At 59.2% G+C, this 17,611-nt stretch carries 12 protein-coding genes; 4 read left to right on the forward strand and 8 right to left on the reverse strand.

The features are described from left to right. Positions 1-4: 4 nt before the first annotated feature. The 3 genes from D3Z90_RS05835 to D3Z90_RS05845 form a co-directional block, all read right to left on the reverse strand. Positions 5-775 carry a siderophore-interacting protein gene (locus D3Z90_RS05835; protein ID WP_136474845.1) on the reverse strand — a complete coding sequence of 257 codons (771 nt, stop codon included), beginning with the start codon at positions 773-775 and terminating at the stop codon, positions 5-7. Beyond that, the gene (locus D3Z90_RS05840) at positions 772-1,341 is read right to left on the reverse strand and encodes a PadR family transcriptional regulator (protein ID WP_136474846.1); all 570 of its coding nucleotides are present in this window, start codon (positions 1,339-1,341) and stop codon (positions 772-774) included. The genes D3Z90_RS05835 and D3Z90_RS05840 overlap by 4 nt, the downstream gene beginning before the upstream one ends. A gap of 170 nt (positions 1,342-1,511) precedes the next feature. Next, positions 1,512-4,646, reverse strand: coding sequence for a transglycosylase domain-containing protein (locus D3Z90_RS05845; protein WP_136474847.1), 3,135 nt, complete (start codon positions 4,644-4,646; stop codon positions 1,512-1,514). 438 nt (positions 4,647-5,084) lie between these two features. Here D3Z90_RS05845 and D3Z90_RS05850 point away from each other — a divergent pair, with 438 nt between their 5' ends. Next, positions 5,085-6,506 carry an amino acid permease gene (locus D3Z90_RS05850; protein ID WP_136474848.1) on the forward strand — a complete coding sequence of 474 codons (1,422 nt, stop codon included), beginning with the start codon at positions 5,085-5,087 and terminating at the stop codon, positions 6,504-6,506. 45 nt (positions 6,507-6,551) lie between these two features. Here D3Z90_RS05850 and D3Z90_RS05855 read toward each other — a convergent pair whose 3' ends face one another. From D3Z90_RS05855 to D3Z90_RS05865, 3 genes are all read right to left on the reverse strand, one after another. Continuing rightward, the gene (locus tag D3Z90_RS05855) at positions 6,552-7,673 is read right to left on the reverse strand and encodes an OpgC domain-containing protein (RefSeq protein ID WP_136474849.1); all 1,122 of its coding nucleotides are present in this window, start codon (positions 7,671-7,673) and stop codon (positions 6,552-6,554) included. 172 nt (positions 7,674-7,845) lie between these two features. Beyond that, the gene (locus D3Z90_RS05860; RefSeq protein ID WP_136474850.1) at positions 7,846-9,465 is read right to left on the reverse strand and encodes an FMN-binding glutamate synthase family protein; all 1,620 of its coding nucleotides are present in this window, start codon (positions 9,463-9,465) and stop codon (positions 7,846-7,848) included. A 139-nt stretch (positions 9,466-9,604) separates the two neighbouring features. Further along, the gene (locus D3Z90_RS05865; RefSeq protein WP_136474851.1) at positions 9,605-13,903 is read right to left on the reverse strand and encodes a DEAD/DEAH box helicase; all 4,299 of its coding nucleotides are present in this window, start codon (positions 13,901-13,903) and stop codon (positions 9,605-9,607) included. Positions 13,904-14,047: 144 nt separating this feature from the next. On the opposite strand from D3Z90_RS05865, the gene D3Z90_RS05870 reads away from it, so the two are divergent. After that, on the forward strand, positions 14,048-14,461 hold the full coding sequence (locus D3Z90_RS05870; protein ID WP_136474852.1) for an NUDIX domain-containing protein: 414 nt from the start codon (positions 14,048-14,050) through the stop codon (positions 14,459-14,461). 24 nt (positions 14,462-14,485) lie between these two features. Beyond that, complete coding sequence (locus D3Z90_RS05875) at positions 14,486-15,124, forward strand: LysE family translocator (RefSeq protein ID WP_136474853.1); 639 nt, start codon at positions 14,486-14,488, stop codon at positions 15,122-15,124. A gap of 3 nt (positions 15,125-15,127) precedes the next feature. On the opposite strand, the gene metR is transcribed toward D3Z90_RS05875, so the two are convergent. Beyond that, a complete protein-coding gene (gene metR, locus D3Z90_RS05880; RefSeq protein WP_136474854.1) occupies positions 15,128-16,045 on the reverse strand; it encodes a transcriptional regulator MetR in 918 nt (305 codons plus the stop codon). Positions 16,046-16,251: 206 nt separating this feature from the next. Between metR and D3Z90_RS05885 the strand changes: the two genes are divergently transcribed. Then, complete coding sequence (locus tag D3Z90_RS05885) at positions 16,252-17,244, forward strand: alpha/beta fold hydrolase (RefSeq protein ID WP_136474855.1); 993 nt, start codon at positions 16,252-16,254, stop codon at positions 17,242-17,244. Between the two features lie 12 nt (positions 17,245-17,256). Here the strand turns inward: D3Z90_RS05885 and D3Z90_RS05890 are convergent, their stop codons facing one another. Then, positions 17,257-17,583 (reverse strand): GlpM family protein, encoded by a 327-nt coding sequence (locus D3Z90_RS05890; RefSeq protein WP_168198509.1) that lies wholly within the window; start codon positions 17,581-17,583, stop codon positions 17,257-17,259. Between the last annotated feature and the right edge of the window lie 28 nt (positions 17,584-17,611).

The raw sequence follows: 17,611 nt of genomic DNA on the forward strand, positions 1-17,611 counted from the left end.
CCTGTCAATCGTTGTCGGTAGGGTCCAGTCGCCAATAGGCGGCAGCCTTTACCTGATCGTCCTTGAGCCCTTTGTCGTCGATCAACAAGCGCTTGGCTTTACGCGTCAGTGCTTTTTCCAGCGCGACCCAGGCGTACAACTGACCTTGGGGAAGGCTCAGTTCCTGCAGCACCTCCAGCAAACTCTGCTGGTGGCGTTCAACCCAGATCACGTCCAGCTGTGCTTGAGTTTGCAGCGGCTGTTGTTCTTCGGCATCTTCGATTTCGATGATCGCAAGCACCTTACGGGTGGCGGGTAACTCTTCCAGCCGTCGAGCAATGGCCGGGATCGCTGTTTCGTCGCCGATCAGCAGATAACTGTCGAAGATATCCGGTACCACCATCGAACTGCGTGGCCCGGCAATGTTCAGGACCTGGCCGACTTCGGCCTGGGCAGCCCAAGTCGAGGCAGGGCCGTCGCCGTGCAGAACAAAATCGATATCCAGCTCACCGGCGTCCAGATCGATGCGTCGCGGGGTGTACTCACGCATGGTTGGACGCACGCCCTCGCGACTGAAATCGAGGTTGTCCAGCGCAGCTTGTTCTGCTGGCGAACAGGCGAACATCAGTTTGACGTGATCGTCGCTGCCAACGCTGGTGAACCCTTGTAACTGCGGCCCACCCAAGGTTATGCGGCGCATGCGTGGGGTTAAATCAGTAACGCGCAGCACGTCGAGGCGACGCTGTTTGATCTCATGGTTCACGCGATGGATCGCGTGGTTTTCGCTGACACTCATTGCGGGTTCTCCGTAACAGTCGCAGGCGGTCCTGCGACGATGGCTTTGGCGGTGTTGTTGAGCAAACTACGCACTCGCTCGATTTCTTCCGGACTCCAGCGGCCACTGTGCATCTGCAGGGCATGGCGCAGGTTGTGTACTGCTTCGTGAATTTCCTGGGGGCGATCGTGTCCGCATAGGGAGCGCTTGCTGACTTCAATGCGCATGCGCACGCCGTCCAGCGCTATGGCTTGCTCGGCCAGCGATTGCACACCTGCCGGGGTGACGCTGTAGAGCTTCTTGCTGCCTTGCACCTGACCGACGATCAGTTCGCTTTCTTCAAGAAAAGTAAGGGTTGGATAGATAACGCCCGGGCTCGGGCTGTAGTTGCCGCCGAATAGGCTTTCGATCTGGCGGATCAGGTCGTAACCGTGGCGGGGCTGTTCAGTAAGCATCGACAGCAGGAGCAGTTTCAGGTCGCCCGGAGCGAAGACCCGTGGGCCGCGGTCGCCACGCTCGCGGCTGTGCCGACGCTCCTGACCGTCATGGCGGTCGCCGTGGTCACGGTGGGTGTGATGGTCACGCATGGAAATCTCCGTTTGCGTTAGATATATCTTTAGATACTACTCAAGATATATCTTATTGCAAGCATGAGATTGAGAATATTTCTCATAATGGGCGTTGAAGTGATGAGCAGTCGTGCCGAACCAGTCAACGCCCGGGCACGTTGCTGAGCCTGGGCGTAGGTTGCAAAGCGCTACTTTTGCGCCACTTGCGGCGCTTTACACAGGGTATGGCTACCGGGTTGCAAGTAGGGCGTGAGGATCGGGGCCATACCTTTGAGCACCTGCACCGGCAGGGCCGAGGTGAACTTGAAGGATTCGGCAGCACGCCCGGGTACGAAGGCGGTGAGGGTACCGAAGTGGTTGTCGCCAAGAAAAAACACAAAGGTTGCGGTGCGGTTGATCGCCTTGGACCCCAGTAGTCGCCCCCCCGCGCCCCAGCTTTCGAGACGGTTGTCTCCGGTGCCGGTTTTGCCTCCCATGACCATTGGCGTGCCATCGTTGAGCTTGAAACTTCCGGATACCCGTCGTGCTGTACCGGCATCGACCACTTGTGACAGGGCGCCGCGCAACGCCTGTGCAACTTCCACCGACAATACGCGCTGGCCTAGGTCCGGATCACCTGCCAGGCGGGTTTCATACGGCGTATCGGCGGCGAAGTGCAGGGTATCGATGCGCAGTGTCGGCAAACGGATGCCATCGTTCTGAATGATCCCGATCAGCTCTGCCAGTGCAGCCGGACGATCGCCGGAACTGCCGATGGCGGTAGCGAGCGAAGGGACCAGATGGTCGAAGGGATAACCGACGCGTTTCCAGCGGCGATGAATATCGAGAAAGGCCTCGATCTCGACCAGGGTACGAATGCGGCTGTCGCGAGCGCCCTTGTGGCGACTTTTGAACAACCAACCGTAGACTTCTTGACGCTCGAACTGACTGGCCTGCACGGCATCCTGAAAGCTGGCCGTGGGGTTGTTCAACAGGTAGCCCAGCAACCACAGGTCCAGCGGGTGGACCTTGGCGACAAAACCTTGGTCAGGCAGGTCGAATTTGCCAGGGCCATACGCGTAGTACATATCGTCCAGGCGCTTGTCGGTTACTGTGTCCTGCTTGGTCGGTGCGCGCTTGGTTTCCTGCAGCTCCTTTTTCAGGTGGGCGCGGACGAAGGCGTTGAAGGTGGCCTGGTCGGCCTCCGGAAACAGGTAGCGGTGGACGGCAGCGAGGCGGATGGGCGTAATTCGCAGGCTGTCGAGAAACGTGTCCAGACGCTGTTGCGAGGATTTGCGTTGGTACTTTTTCCAGAACCTGCGCAGGTAGTCGGTGCCTTCCTTGTCGGCGAAACGAGCCAGGTATTCCTGGCGGCGAGGTTCGGCATCATCTTTGAGCAGTTTGATACTGCTGCCTGGTGTCTGATAGGTGCTGTAGCGCACCAGATCACGCATCAAGCGGATGAATGGCAAGTTGATCGATTCGCGAAGGGCGTCCTTGAGTGTCGGGATGCGGCTGTTGTCCTCCTTGCGAAAGTTGTTGAACACGTGCATGCCACCGCCGGTAAAGAACGCCTCACCCGGGCTGGCGGAGTACTTGCGGTTGAGGGCCGCATCCAACATTGCAGTGATGTTACGGTCCTTGTTCTGAATCAGGTAGTCGATGGCCCAGCGGGTGATGAAATCCAACTCGGCGACCTCGACTTTCTTCAGGTCCGCCGATGCAGTGGCTGCGTATTTGTCATGCAGTTCCGCGATGATCTCCAGATAGCTGGTAAGCACACGCAACTTGGCGGTGGAGCCCAGTTCCAGCTTGCTGCCCTCGTTTATGTCGAAGGGTTGGTCGGTGCTGTCGGTTTGCACCCGCACCCGTGAGCCATTGGCGGTGCGTTCGAGCAAGGTGAAGCTGTAGCGCACCTGGGTTGTGCTGGTCGGGGTCAACAAGCGCTCGCCAAACAGGCCGAGCTTCTCGGCAATGGCCGGGTCGGCCAGATCCTTCAGGTATTGGCTGACTTGTCCCTGCAAGTCCGATTGCAAGGTGCTGGTGGCAGACAGGTCGAGGCGGTCAAGATCGTACAGGGGGCGAGCCAACGCCAGGGACAGGCGACTGCGGGCCACACTGATGCCCTTGTTGGTAACGATGGGCTGGATGGTCGGTTGGGCTACCCAGTCGCGATAGATCGCTTTGCTTGCCAGCGCGGCGTCAGCGAGGGGGCGATCGATAACGTTGCTGGCCGCCAGAACGCGGATGTGACTATCGGTCAATTCGGCCAGTTCATTTCGCCCTTTCGACAGAAAATGCGAAGGACGGCGCTGGGCAATCATCAATGACAGCACTTGGCGCAATGCCAGGCCGCGTGCGGCCATGCTCGCAGGATCGGTCTCGGTTGCCGCCAGGGCCTGATTGACCTGAGCGAAATCCGCGCCGTACCAGACCCTCAGGCCCTCGGCCATGCCATGCACTTCGCCGTGGCCGGGAACGGCTGAAAGCGGAACGCTGTTGAGGTAGTCACGCACAATGCGTTGGCGCGCTTCTATGGTTTGCGGGCCGCCCTGGTAGGCACGCACGCTGGCTGAAATCATCTGGCGGATTTTCTCGCCGCCCGAGACGGTGAGACCGTCTGGCGAATGCCGGTATTTTTCCAGCTGGGTGGCCAGGGTGCTGCCACCGGCGGACTGGCCGGGCAGGGCCAGGTATTTGGCCACCTGACTGTATGCCGCCTTGGCAAAACGCGGCCAATCCACTGCTGGGTTGGCATTGGGGTCGTCAGGGTCGAGCAGGTCGCGGTTTTCGATGAATAGCAGGCTGTTGACGATCACTGAAGGGATGGAGTCGAAGTCTGGATAGAGATACTGCGGGTAGTGATATTGGTACAGCACATCGCCTTTGCAGTCGGTAATCGAAAGGCCAGTCTGGATCTTCTCTTTATAGGGCACGAAGAAACCGTGCTCTGTGTAGTTCATTAAGGCGGGGGAGAAGTGCACTTGTTCGCTGATCACATAGTCGCGCTTGAGTAGTCGCGGAAGGAAGTCTCCCAATGCGCTATAGCCCAGGCGTTTGTCGAACGGTCCGTCACCAGGGTAAATGATCGCGTCGCTCGGTCCAGGCTGCAGCGAGTAGGTCAAGGTCGACGCGAGTTGACTCAGTTCGCGTGATTGCAGGCGAGAGGTGTGCATTTCGTTGGCGACGGCAAGACCCAGTGCGATCAGGGCGAGCAGCAACACTACCCAGAACAGCCGCCACCATAAACGACGTTGGCGAGGGCTTTTCGGCAATGGCGATTCTTCAAGAGGTTCAGTGGGAGTTTCCTTACTCTTTGGTTCCGATTGCCACAATGCGCCCATAGTTTTCAGCCCGGCTACGTATTTTCGTATTGCTTGCCTGAAGCTTAGACGGTGAGCGGATATGGTGAAAAATTTGTAAACGTTGTAGGTCTTTTCCAAAACCTCAGCAGGAATTGCGCCTTTGGTGGAGGTTGTAATGCCCTCTTTTGGTGCTATGTTAGCCGCCCTTTTTGAGTGCATGGAGAAAACACGGGGAATGCCCCTCTGTGAAGGCGGTCTTTGCCGAGAGTTCTTTCCGAATATCACGCTTTTTATAGTGAAATGCCCTGTAGGGGCCTTTCTATACTGCTCGCCCCTTTCGCTTCGCCGACAGCTTGCATGTTTGCGGACGGGACCGCTCACAAGGTGGTGCCCGGCAAGGCAGCGTACCTAGCCTATCGGTGGTACCACGCCAGCACGAACGGTCTATATCCAATAACAAAATGAGGTTGTATTTCTATGCCAGTCGGCAACCATCCTTCTCACGGTGAGACCGCTCAGGGCGGCCCACTCAAGCGAGAACTCGGCGAGCGACATATTCGCCTGATGGCGCTGGGCGCCTGTATCGGTGTCGGCCTGTTCCTGGGGTCGGCCAAAGCCATTGAAATGGCCGGACCGGCAATCATGCTGTCTTACATCATCGGTGGTCTTGCGATCCTGGTGATCATGCGTGCCCTCGGTGAAATGGCCGTACACAATCCGGTCGCAGGCTCTTTCAGCCGTTATGCTCAAGACTACCTTGGCCCGTTGGCGGGCTTTCTGACTGGCTGGAACTACTGGTTCCTGTGGCTGGTAACGTGCGTGGCAGAGATCACCGCAGTCGCCATCTATATGGGCATCTGGTTCCCTGACGTACCGCGCTGGATCTGGGCCTTGGCGGCGTTGGGCAGCATGGGCGCAATCAACCTGATTGCAGTCAAGGCTTTCGGCGAGTTCGAGTTCTGGTTTGCCCTGATCAAGATCGTCACCATTATTGCCATGGTTCTGGGCGGCATTGGCGTCATTGCTTTCGGTTTCGGCAATGAAGGTGTGGCAGTGGGTGTCTCCAACCTCTGGAGCAACGGCGGTTTCATGCCAAATGGCGTGACCGGCGTGCTGATGTCGTTGCAGATGGTGATGTTCGCCTACCTGGGCGTAGAAATGATCGGCCTGACCGCCGGTGAAGCACGCAACCCGCAAAAGACCATTCCCCAGGCCATCGGCTCGGTGTTCTGGCGCATTTTGCTGTTCTATGTCGGCGCACTGTTCGTGATCCTGTCGATCTACCCATGGAACGAAATCGGCAGCCAGGGCAGCCCGTTCGTCATGACTTTCGAACGTCTGGGCATCAAGACGGCTGCCGGTATCATCAACTTCGTGGTGATTACCGCTGCGTTGTCGTCGTGCAACGGCGGTATCTTCAGCACCGGGCGCATGCTCTACAGCCTGGCGCAAAACGGTCAGGCTCCGGCGACTTTTGCCCGTACCTCGAGCAATGGCGTGCCGCGTAATGCCTTGCTGTTGTCCATCGCTGCCTTGCTGCTGGGCGTTCTGGCCAATTACTTGGTACCGGAAAAAGTCTTTGTCTGGGTAACTGCCATTGCAACCTTCGGGGCAATCTGGACCTGGGTAATGATCCTGTTGGCACAGTTGAAATTCCGTGCTGGCTTGAGCACTGCCGAACGTGCCGCGTTGAAATACCGTATGTGGCTGTGGCCGCTGAGCTCCTACCTGGCCTTGGCGTTCCTCATTCTTGTGGTTGGCCTGATGGCCTACTTCGAGGAGACCCGCGTGGCACTGTACATTGGCCCAGCGTTCCTGGTGATGCTGACGGTGCTCTACTACGCCTTCAAACTGGCGCCAAAAGCTGACAACGTTCAGTTGGCGCGTTCTGCGTCGTGATGTAACGAAATCGCGGAGCAAGCCCGCTCCTGTAGGGAGCGGGCTTCAGGCCGGTACTTGTATCGGCTGGTTCAAGCGCTTGTTCAGATCAAGCCAGGCCGGCAGCAATACCATCAAGCCCACTCCCAGCAGTGCAGTCAGCACTTGCATCGACCAGTGATCGCCTGCCAAGGCATTGCCCATGTCTGCCAAGGGCGCGAGCAACACGCCCACGCAGAACACTTCCAGTGAATAACGCCCCATTCGACAACTTTGCCTGGCCAACCAGGAGTGTATCCATTCGCCTTGTGGCAGCAGTTTGGCCGTGCAATAGGCCAGGGCCAGGAAATGCAGGAGACGGGCGGGGGACAGGTTGGTCTTGCTGATCGGGTAAAGCCATTCGACCAGTAGCCTTGGCATCACCGCGTCGTGAACCCCCGGCCAGCGCCAGGACAGGGCAATCACTGCGCAGACCGCCAGGTAAGTAGCCGCAATCATGAACAGCGGCTGTCGCCATACTGGACTCAACTTGGCAGGTTGCTGGTGCTGGTTATGTAAGGCCGCGGCGCCACCTAGAATGAATAGAAGTTGCCAAGCCAATGGATTGAAGAACCACACACCACCTTCCTGGGCTGCCAGGTTCCATTGAAACATCGGCGCGAGTAAATACAGCGCGGTAGAGAGCCCGATGACAATTTCTATTTTGCGCAGCATCGCTGGCAATACCAGGGGCAGCCCAAGCAGGAGCAGAATGTACAGCGGCAAAGGGTCCATCAGGTTGGGTTTGAAGCGCAGTAACAGTTCATCCACCAGTGCCTGCTGGGGGTTACTGAGGAAATAGTAGAGGCCCATTTCCTCAATCATGTCGCGAGTCTGGACATGATTGTTGGCCACAAAAACGATGCCCATCAGCAGCACGAGCAGGAAGATGTGCACTATATAAAGCACCCAGGCCCGCCGCAGCATGCGCACACAGGCGACCAACCAGCCGTCACGCAGGGCTATTTTTCCATAAGCGAGCACCGCTGCGTATCCAGCCAGAAACACGAAAATTTCTGCCGCGTCGCTCAAACCAATATTGCGCACGGTCAGGTTGGCCAGGGGATTGCCAGGAATGTGATCCCAGAAAATGAAAATCAGTGCTAACCCGCGAAAGAAGTCGATGCGATGGTCGCGACCGTTGTTCATGAGCAAAGCCTTGGCGAGGGTGTTTCAATAGAGATGGATGCCCACAGGTCGCGGTTCCGCGCCGTCGGTCCAGATCGATCGGCGGCGCAAGCATGGCCAGCGATGCCGGCAATTACCTCAAGCGATAATTGCCGGAATTCTCTACTTCTCGTTACATGCCTAGAGGGTTCACTCAAGCTGCCAGATCGCTGCGGGGCTCGAAACTCTCCGCTTGAGCCATTTGCCACATGCGCGAATAGAACTCGCCATTGACCTCTCCGCTGAGCAGTTCGCCTGGTTTGAGAAATACATGCAGCTGCGAGAAAAGCTTGATCTCGGTGGCCGAGACGCGCCGGACCAGATGCTTGGCTTCAAGTTGCGAGGGATGATCAAGGCCCGCTGCGGCGAGCATTTCGGCCAGCGCCTTGAGGGTGCTCAGGTGGAAACTGAAGACTCGCTGGGCCTTGTCCGGCACCACCAGTGCGCGCTGGCGCAGGGCATCCTGGGTGGCGACGCCAGTGGGGCATTTATTGGTATGGCAGCTCTGCGACTGGATGCAGCCGATTGCGAACATGAAGCCCCGAGCCGAGTTGGCCCAGTCGGCACCAATAGCCAGCACGCTGGCGATGTCGAAGGCACTGACGATCTTGCCACTGGCGCCCAGTTTGATCTTGTCACGCAAGTTCAGCCCTACCAGGGTGTTGTGCACGAACAGCAGGCCTTCACGCAGGGGCACGCCAATATGGTCGGTGAACTCCACTGGCGCTGCGCCGGTGCCGCCTTCCTTGCCATCGATGACGATGAAGTCAGGCAGGATGCCGGTTTGCAGCATGGCTTTGGCGATGCCCATGAACTCCCACGGGTGACCCAGGCAGAACTTGAAGCCAACCGGTTTGCCGCCTGACAACTCGCGCAACTGGGCGATGAACTGCATCATCTCGATCGGTGTGGAAAAGGCGCTGTGGCGCGAGGGTGAAATGCAGTCTTCGCCCATCATTACTCCGCGCGTCTCGGCAATTTCGCGTGTGACCTTATGCTTGGGCAGAATGCCGCCATGGCCGGGCTTGGCCCCCTGGCTCAACTTGATCTCGATCATGCGCACCTGCGGGTTGCGCGCTTGTTCGGCGAAACGTTCCGGGTCGAAGCGCCCCTCCGCAGTGCGGCAGCCGAAATAGCCGCTGCCCAACTCCCAGGTCAGATCGCCGCCATGTTCGCGGTGATAGGGGCTGATGCTGCCTTCACCGGTGTCATGGGCAAAATTGCCCAGCTTGGCCCCCTGGTTCAAGGCGCGAATGGCGTTGGCGCTGAGTGAGCCAAAGCTCATGGCCGAGATATTGAAGACCGAGGCGGAGTAAGGTTGAGTGCACTGTGGGCCACCGACAATCACCCGGAAAGCTGCGGGATCGCTCAGCGGCGCCGGGCGCATGGAATGGCCGATGAACTCGAAACCGGACTGATAGACGTCGATCAGGGTGCCGAAAGGCTTGTCGGATGATTCGCTTTTGGCGCGGGAGTAAACCAGCGAACGCTGCGCCCTGGAGAAGGGTAGGGCATCGCTGTCGGCTTCCAGCAGGTATTGGCGAATTTCCGGACGAATACCTTCGACCAGGTAACGGATGTTGCCCAGAATCGGGTAGTTGCGTCGTACCGCGTGGCGGCTTTGCAGTAGATCGAACAGGCCGATAAGGCTGAGTACGGCGGTGGTCAGCGTGAATGGCCAAAGCCACTCGTGATGCAGAAAAGGCAGGCTTACCAGGGTGAACAACACACAAGCGGCGAAAAAGGCGTAGCGGCTGAGAAGTGACAGGCTCATACGGGTTCCTTGCTATGGCGCGGTCAGGCTCAGGGCCTGGGCAAACCCCGACCATAGCCCGGTTGGTTGCACCGGCGCTAGCCCATGAACATGAACGTTTGCGGTGTGACGTTTGTAGTGAAAATCATTCTCGCCGGCGTTATCCGTTCTGGTGTCGCGGATCACGGATCAAGCGGTCCCGAAGTTCACCCTGCTGGGCCGGTTGCACATCAGCGATTATCTGCATTTTTCCTGCGATCAGAGTGGCGGCGGGCAGGCCGTCGCGGTACAGCAGACGGTTGCCGCTTACGGCGGGCACTTTGTTCCCAGGGAGCAGGGTACCGAGCAAGTTCAACGGGTCACTGGCACTGATGGCGACCAGGCTGTCATCCAGTGGTCGCCTACGAGCGGCCCGCATCAACGCTACGGCTTCGGGCAAAGCGAATTGCTCGCCCGCCAGGCCCGCGATGAAGCGCCCACCGCGAATTTCGCCGCGGGCTTCCAGTCGATGGTAACAACGCAGCAGTTCGCGCCAGTTGGGTAACCAGTCGGCCTCGCGCTCCAGCAGTCGCCAGCAGATCACGCCGTAGCGGCGCAGCAAGGTACGGGCGATATGCTCCAGGCGCTCATCAGCGTTGTTCGAAACGTGCACCTTGCGTAGCAAGGCCCAGCGTCCAGCGTCTTCCATGCCACCGAACAGCGCCCCGCGACCACGCCGATGACTGCGCCCCTGACGTTTGCTGGCCGGAGTGATCAGTGCGCGCAGGCCGGCGAAGCTGTCGGCACTGACCAGCCCCGCCGCCACCAACTCTTGCAGGGCCGTTTCCAGTTCACTGGGAAGCAAATGGGCATCGCTGAGCAGTTCGTCGAAAAATAGTGCACCGTGTTCGCCCAAAGCGGTGTGCACCCGCTGCGCGCGCAGGCTCAGGCCGTCGCTATCCAGGACAGGACTGAAACTACGCCACAGGTTCAGTTGCGGGCGAGGCAACAGCAGCAGTGGTGTACTGCGCAGAGTGGTGCTGGCGGCTCCCGGAGCCAGGCGCGCCCAGACATGTTTGCCGGCCCGACAGGATTCGTCCAGCCAGCGTGGACTGTAGTCCTTGATCCGGCTGGGGAGCAAATCGCTTTCCCAGGCTGAGGCGGCCGCGGGATAGCCTTCGAGCCGCTCGAGTGCTTCGCTGAGTGCGGCAGGACCTTGCAGGCGATGGGTCGACGAAACGTGCTGCCAATCGAATAGAAAGCGCATGAAATCCTGCAGGCTGACGGGCTCGATTTCTCGTCGCAGGCGCTTGACGGTGTAGCGGTGTATGCGTGCCAACAGGTGCCGCTCGCACCATTGCAGGTTTTGTTGACCAGGACAGAAATAGCCGCGCATTACATAGCCTTCGCCCTCAAGACGTGCCAAAGCCTGCGCCAGACCACTGACAGGCAGCTGTAACGGCACGCTGATCTGCTCCAGCGTCAGCGGCCCGAAACCGCTCAAGCGGGCCCGCAGCATTTCCACCAGCGCCGCGTCACTGTCGATGGGCTGGTCGAAACCAGGCAGGGCCTCGAGGGCAGGGGTCAACGATGCGCGGGGGTAGATGGCACGTAACATAACCAGCCGTTCGCGAGCCAGCCAAAGGGTGTGGCCGCCTTCCAGTTGCAGGCAGCAGGCTCGTCCTGTCTGCTGTAGCTGCTCAAGCCAGGTCAGCCATTGTGGATTGACCGATGCTTCATGCTGGTTGATACAGCCCAGGCTCATCAGCGCTTCATGCATTTCATCGCAACCGGTAGGCGCAGGCCAGGCTTCGCTCTGTACCGCCGTAATGGCTTCGGGATCCAGGGCACCCAAGTCATCACTGCCTTGCACATCACTCCAGCGTCGACTGTGCACCGCCTGAGTACGACGTTCCTCCAAAGGTGCATCATCGAGAAAGGTATAGGGGCGTGCATTGAGAATCGCCGAGGCCAAGGGTGACGGGGCCGGTAGGTCACGGCTGATCAGATTGATCTGTCCTTGCTCGATGCGCCGCAACAACGCTATCCAGCCTTCACTGTCCATGGCTTGATGCAAACAGTCGTCGAGTGTCTGTTCAACCAGCGGGTGATCAGGGATCTGCCGTTCGCCTGCGATGTTTTCCAGGCAGGCGATCTGATCGGGAAACACTGCGGCGATCAGGTCTTCGCTTTTCATCCGCTGTATCTGCGGTGCCACTTTTCGTCCGCCGACAAAGCGTGGCAGTGCCAGCGCCACGCCTGCGTTCCAGCGCCAACGTACGCCAAACAGCGGTGCATCGAGCAGCGCCTGAATCAGGATCGACTCGGCGTTGTTGCTTGGCAGGTAGCGCCACACCTCGTCGAGGGCAAAGCTATGGCTCGCCGACAGCGACAGCACGATGGCATCTTCGCTGGCGGCGGCTTGCAGTTCGAAATTGAAGGTTCGGCAAAAGCGTTTGCGCAGCGCCAGGCCCCAGGCACGATTGATCCTGCTGCCGAAGGGCGTATGGATGATCAGTTGGGTGCCACCGGACTCGTCGAAAAAACGCTCCATGATCAGCGTCTGTTGCGAAGGCAATGCGCCCAAAACCTTCCAGGTGCTGGCCAGATAATCGAGCAATTGCTCGGCACTGTCCGGGGCCAGGCCAATTTCATCCTGCAACCAGGCGAGAATGTCTGGCAAATGCCCCGCTGAGGTACGCAAGCGCTGATCAATTTCGCCCTGCAGACGAGCGACGGCGAATGACAGTTCGTCGCTGCGTCCCGGTGCTTCGCCAAGCCAGAAAGGAATGCTCGGCGGCAGGCCCCGGGCATCTTCAACCCGAACCTTGCCGGCTTCCACCCGCAGGATACGGTAGGAAGTGTTGCCCAGTTGGAAGATGTCACCGGCGATACTCTCCACGGCAAAGTCTTCGTTGACGCTGCCGATGTTCAGCCCCTGAGGTTCAAGTAGGACCGCATAATCGGCGTTGTCAGGAATGGTGCCGCCGCTGGTTAACGCGGTCAGTTGGCTGCCTCGTCGTGCGCGCAGACTGTTGTTGACGGCATCGCGATGCAAGTAGGCGCTACGGATACCTTGGCGGCCATTGAAGCCCTCACCGAGCATGCGCAAGAGCGCCTGATAGTGCGCCAGGTCCAGGTCGGCATAGGGCATGGCCTGGCGCAGGCAGTCATACAACGCCTGCTCCTGCCATGGCTGGCAGCTGACTTCGGCAACGATCTGCTGGGCCAGTACATCCAATGGCGCCCGAGGGATTTGCAGCAGGTCCAACTCACCGCGGCGTACGCTATCGAGCAACGCTGCACATTCGATCAGGTCGTCGCGCGAGAGCGCAAACAGGCGGCCCTTGGGGGTACCCTCGACCTGGTGTCCAGCACGTCCGACCCGCTGCAAAAAGGCTGCAATCGACCCTGGCGAACCAATCTGACACACCAGTTCGACTTCACCGATGTCGATCCCCAGCTCCAGCGAAGCGGTGGCAACCAGCACCTGTAGTTCGCCGCGCTTGAGGCGCTGTTCGGCCTCCAGGCGATATTCCTTGGCCAGACTACCGTGGTGCGCGGCTACGGCTTCGGCGCCCAGACGTTCGCTCAAGTGCCGGGTCACGCGTTCGGCCAAGCGCCGAGTGTTGACGAACACCAGGGTGGTGCGGTGCTCGCGGGCAAGACTCGCCAGACGGTCGTAGACCAGGCCCCAGACATCGGTGGCCATAACCGCGCCCAGTGGCACGGGAGGCACCTCCAGTGCCAGGTCGCGAGTACGGGCGTGGCCGATATCGACAATGGCGCAGGAGCGGTCTTTACCCACCAGAAACTCGGCCACCCGTTGCACCGGACGCTGCGTGGCGGACAGCCCGATCCTGCGCAGCGGTTTGCCACACAAGGCCTGCAGCCGCTCCAGGCTCAGGGCCAGATGGCTGCCACGCTTGTTTCCAGCCAAGGCATGAATTTCGTCGACGATTACCGTGTGTACATGGGCAAGGCCCTGGCGTCCAGATTCGGACCCGAGCAGTACATAAAGGGATTCAGGGGTGGTCACCAGAATATGAGGTGCCTGGCGGCGCATGGCGGTGCGTTCTTTCTGCGAAGTATCCCCGCTGCGCACTGCGGTGCGAATCGCCAGTGGCTCGGCGCCTTGTTCGACCAGAGCTTCATTGATACCTGCCAGCGGTGCTTGCAAGTTGATCTGGATATCGTTGGACAGCGCCTTCAGTGGTGAGACATAGATAACCTGGGTTTGATCAGGCAAATGGCCGCTGGCCAATCCCTGCTCGAACAGTTCATTGAGAATCGCCAGAAAGGCCGTGAGCGTCTTGCCTGAACCGGTGGGTGCAGCCACCAGCAACGAATGGCCGCGGCGAATCAATGGCCAGGCTCGAGCCTGGGCCGCAGTCACGGTAGCAAAGCGTCGCTGGAACCACGCACGCACGGCGGGGTGGAAAGCGTCCAGTTCCGGGTGGTTCAAGGCGGGTAGGTTCATGAAGGGTATATGCGGCTATTGGCGCAGTGTTGCAAGCTACGTTCGTCAGACGGACATTCGCCGTTAGGGGGTTTCCCCGCGACTGGATTGTAACGACGCCTCGCGCATGTGATCCTTGCCTGCTTTGTGAAACACGAGTCTCCCATGAGCAAAATCATCCGCATTGCCGCTGCGCTCCTTCTCGACCCACAAGGCCGAACCCTGCTGGTGCGCAAACGCGGCACCCAGGCCTTCATGCAGCCCGGCGGCAAAATCGAGGGCGACGAACAGCCGGTCGTGGCCCTGGCACGTGAACTGTTCGAAGAGCTGGGGTTGCAGATCGACCCCCAGGACGCCCATCCGCTCGGGCAGTTCCGCGCAGCAGCGGCCAACGAACCGGGTTTTGAAGTTCAGGCCGAGCTGTTCCAGGTGCATACTTCAATGCCTGTCGAGCCTGCTGCCGAGATTGAAGAGGTGGTCTGGATTTCTGCACGCAAGCAACTGAGCCTCGAATTGGCGCCGTTGACCCGAGACCTGATTTTGCCCCTGTACCGCACCATGACCAGCCAGCCTGGCTAAGCGCCCATTTGCAAAGGAATGCCTATGATCCCCGTTCACGAATGGCTACTGTTCACCGGTGCCGCCCTGTTGATGGTCCTCACCCCTGGGCCGAACATGATCTATCTGATTTCACGTTCTATCTGCCAAGGGAGATTGGCGGGGATAACTTCGCTGGTAGGGGTAGTGGCAGGTTTTCTGGTACATATGACGGCAGCCGCGGTGGGCCTGACTGCGTTGTTCATGGCCGTGCCGTTGGGATACGACTTGCTCAAATGGGCAGGTGCTGCTTATTTACTGTGGATGGCATGGCAAGCGGTGAAGCCTGGCGCACGTTCACCGTTCGAGGCACGTGAGTTGACCCCGGATTCGCCGGTAAAGCTGATGATGATGGGTTTTCTGACCAGTCTGCTCAACCCCAAGGTAGCGATGTTCTACCTGTCGATCCTGCCGCAGTTCATCTCCCCGGAACATGGCTCGCTCATGGTCCAAAGCCTGACCTTGGGGCTGACTCAGATCACCGTGAGTTTCACGGTAAATTTGCTGATTGCTGTGTTCGCCGCCGGTTTGTCTGCCTGGTTCGTGCGGTATCCGCTGTGGCTGATGGTGCAACGCTATGTAATGGGCTTTGTGCTTGCGGGCCTGGCGCTGCGCCTGGTGCAGGAGCAGCGCAAACTGGCCTGAGGCCTAGCGGACTGCGCTGACGCCATCAAGGGTTGAGAACGATGTGTCCTTCGCCGTGAGCAGGAAGTCGCGCATGTAGGGCGCGTCGAGCATGTCGGTGCGCACTGCTGCATACAGCGTGGCGAACAAGCCCTTGTCACCCAGGCGCTTGCCTTTCACATAGCCGCGCGAACTGTACTCGTGCAGGGCCCAGTGCGGCATGCCGCAGACACCGCGACCGCTGGCCACCAGTTGCATCATCATCACCGTCAGCTCAGCCGTGCGCACTTGCGCAGGCTCCACATCGGCGGGTTCCAGGAAGCGGGTGAAGATGTCCAGGCGGTCACGCTCTACCGGATAGGTGATCAAGGTCTCACAGGCCAGGTCTTGCGCAACAATGTAGGGCTTGCCGGCCAAGGGGTGCTGATTGGCGACAGCGAGCATGGCTTCGTAGGTGAACAACGGGACATAAGTGAGTCCTGGCAGCTCCACGGGGTCGGACGTCACTACCAGGTCCAGATCACCGCGGGCCAGTGCCGGCAGTGGGGCAAAGGCAAAGCCTGAGGCAAGGTCCAACTCGACTTCGGGCCAGGCGTCGCGGAACTGGTCGATAGTTGGCATCAGCCACTGAAAACAGCTGTGGCATTCAATGGCCATGTGCAGGCGCCCGGCTGTGCCTCCGGCCAGCCGCGCGATGTCACGTTCAGCACCACGCAACAGCGGCAGGGTGGCGTCAGCCAGTTGCAGCAGGCGCAGCCCGGCGCTGGTGAAGCGAATCGGTTTGGTCTTGCGCATGAACAGTTGCATGCCCAAGCGCTCTTCCAGTTCCTTGAACTGATGGGACAACGCGGACTGGGTCAAATGCAGGCGCTCGGCAGCTTCGACCAGACTGTCGGCCTCGCGCAGGGCGTGCATGGTTTTGAGGTGGCGAATTTCCAGCACCAGCGGCTCCATGAATAAATTTTGTGACTGAATTAGACTGCATGAGTTTGTCTCATGATGGTGCATGTGTCGAGCTTTCGATCATCGGGTGGGCATTGGACCGTTCAGCGCCTGTCATTAAACGGTCACGGTTCTGTGGCAGCGCGCCCGCATGAAAGTCATCAGACTCTCGCTCTACTGGGGATTTGCATTCTGGTGTTTCTTTCATGCGGGCATTTTTATTATTTCTGGCGCTGGTAGGCGCTTTACCAGCGTTTGCGACGTCCCGTTGCGACGTCGATGTGGCCACCCAGTACGCGCAATTGCCGACACTGAGCCTGGCCTATCAAAGCATTGGTCGGGAATCGGATCCGGTATTGCTATTGGTAATGGGACTGGGCGGCCAGTTGATCCACTGGCCCGATGAAGTGGTGGTTGCGTTGTGCGAGCAGGGCTTTCGGGTCATTCGCTATGACAACCGTGATGTTGGCCTGACGCAGTGGCGCCAGGCTCCGTCCAGCGCCAATCTGACCTATCAGTTGCTGCGTTACAAGCTGGGGCTTTCCGTTGCAGCGCCGTACTCGCTCACCGATATGGCTGAAGACGGTTTGGGCCTGATGGACTCGCTGCACGTGGAGCGTTTCCACGTAATTGGCGTGAGCATGGGCGGGATGATTGCTCAGCACCTGGCAGCGCTGTCACCGCAACGGGTCGAAAGCCTGACCTTGATCATGTCCAGCTCTGGCGCCCTGGGCTTGCCTTTACCGAGCCCAGCCTTGGTGCAACTGCTGGCAAGGCGCGAGGCGCCCACGCGTGAGGTGGCCATCGAGCAGCAAGCGGATTTGCTCGCAGCCTTGGGTAGTCCACAGGTTGAGGATGATCGCCAGGCGCTGTTGCAGCAGGCGGCGCAATCCTATGACCGTGCCTTCAATCCTGAAGGCGGCAAGCGTCAGATCATGGCGATTCTTGCCGAGCCCAGTCGGGTCGAGCTACTGGATGATTTACGCCTGCCGACGCTGGTGGTGCACGGCACCGCAGACCCGCTGTTGCCGGTCATGCATGGAGTGCATCTGGCGGCGCATATTCGCGGCAGCCAATTGCGCCTGATTCCCGGGCTTGCCCATCGTTTTCAGGAGCCGTTCAAGGCGCCTTTGTTGGGCGCGATATTGCCCTACCTGAAAACACAGCGGCTGACGGATGCGCACCTGGCGGTGTTTTGAGCATCGGCAGGTTCAGTGCAACCTTACCCAGACACCGACCAGCACCGTCGCAGCCACAAGCCAGGCCACCGCCGCGAGCGCCAACGACAGCTCCAGGCGCATGCGATCCACTAGCACATACAGCGCTGCCAGGTAGACGAAGTAAGGAATGATCGACCACATGCCGAAGAGGATGGTGGTTTTCAGGTCTTCCAGCGAGCGGCCCTTGCCGACAATGTAGTGGGCGATCAGGGCAAAGGTCGGGAACAACGGAACCAGCCCGGCAATGTAGTAATTACGGGTTTTCGCCAAGGCGGCAAGAATCACCACCACTGCGGCGCCCAGGCAAGCTTTGAGTATCAAGTCCACGTTTTATCTCGTTAATGGG

The organism is Pseudomonas sp. DG56-2 (assembly GCF_004803755.1).
Taxonomy (GTDB): Bacteria; Pseudomonadota; Gammaproteobacteria; order Pseudomonadales; family Pseudomonadaceae; genus Aquipseudomonas; species Aquipseudomonas auratipiscis.

Coding starts and splice junctions, on each gene's coding strand:
- D3Z90_RS05835 (WP_136474845.1), bottom strand. CDS start 775: ATGAGTGTCAGCGAAAACCACGCGATCCATCGCGTGAACCATGAGATC.
- D3Z90_RS05840 (WP_136474846.1), bottom strand. CDS start 1,341: ATGCGTGACCATCACACCCACCGTGACCACGGCGACCGCCATGACGGT.
- D3Z90_RS05845 (WP_136474847.1), bottom strand. CDS start 4,646: ATGGGCGCATTGTGGCAATCGGAACCAAAGAGTAAGGAAACTCCCACT.
- D3Z90_RS05850 (WP_136474848.1), top strand. CDS start 5,085: ATGCCAGTCGGCAACCATCCTTCTCACGGTGAGACCGCTCAGGGCGGC.
- D3Z90_RS05855 (WP_136474849.1), bottom strand. CDS start 7,673: ATGAACAACGGTCGCGACCATCGCATCGACTTCTTTCGCGGGTTAGCA.
- D3Z90_RS05860 (WP_136474850.1), bottom strand. CDS start 9,465: ATGAGCCTGTCACTTCTCAGCCGCTACGCCTTTTTCGCCGCTTGTGTG.
- D3Z90_RS05865 (WP_136474851.1), bottom strand. CDS start 13,903: ATGAACCTACCCGCCTTGAACCACCCGGAACTGGACGCTTTCCACCCC.
- D3Z90_RS05870 (WP_136474852.1), top strand. CDS start 14,048: ATGAGCAAAATCATCCGCATTGCCGCTGCGCTCCTTCTCGACCCACAA.
- D3Z90_RS05875 (WP_136474853.1), top strand. CDS start 14,486: ATGATCCCCGTTCACGAATGGCTACTGTTCACCGGTGCCGCCCTGTTG.
- D3Z90_RS05885 (WP_136474855.1), top strand. CDS start 16,252: ATGCGGGCATTTTTATTATTTCTGGCGCTGGTAGGCGCTTTACCAGCG.